The sequence below is a fragment of the Vibrio sp. OPT46 genome (genome assembly GCF_015163535.1).
GTDB lineage: Bacteria > Pseudomonadota > Gammaproteobacteria > Enterobacterales > Vibrionaceae > Vibrio > Vibrio alginolyticus.
This window is the reverse complement of the sequence record NZ_JADDYG010000360.1, coordinates 1-458: the sequence shown is the minus strand read 5'-3', so window position 1 is coordinate 458 and position 458 is coordinate 1. Positions and strand designations below refer to the sequence as shown.

General features: G+C 35.6%; 1 protein-coding gene. It reads left to right on the top strand.

Annotation, left to right across the window (positions count from 1 at the left end):
- Nucleotides 1-458: hypothetical protein (locus IQR33_RS35880; protein WP_193843873.1), on the top strand; the 458-nt coding region annotated here is incomplete at both ends.

Below are 458 nucleotides of genomic sequence, written 5' to 3'. Positions count from 1 at the left end.
AATCAATCATTACTAAAATAGACATTCCTAGCAAAGTAAAGGATGAATTTGGTAAGCAAAAAAGTGAGATTGTGAAGTCAACCTCGAAAGCTGCGTCAAAGAATATTACACAGACGATCAGTTTGACCTTACAGCAACAAATTGATGACTCAATTACAATGAGATTGAAGCCATATCATCAATTTAATTCTGCTCAAGAAACTTTTAACGTTAGTTTAACCAATAGATTGGATAAATTGGAAAGTGATGTAAATTCATTTGAAGGCGAGTTTGCTAAATTAAACAATAGCCTTTCAAACGGACATACGAAAGCAGAGCGAAGTAATGAGCGTAAACGCTTAAAAGAATTCAACGTTGTGAATGAGATTGCTGAGGGGGTTTTTGCTGTACGTGCACCAGATAGATCCGATAACTCTCCACATTACATCACTCTTTACAAAAGTGAGCCGTTCAAATCA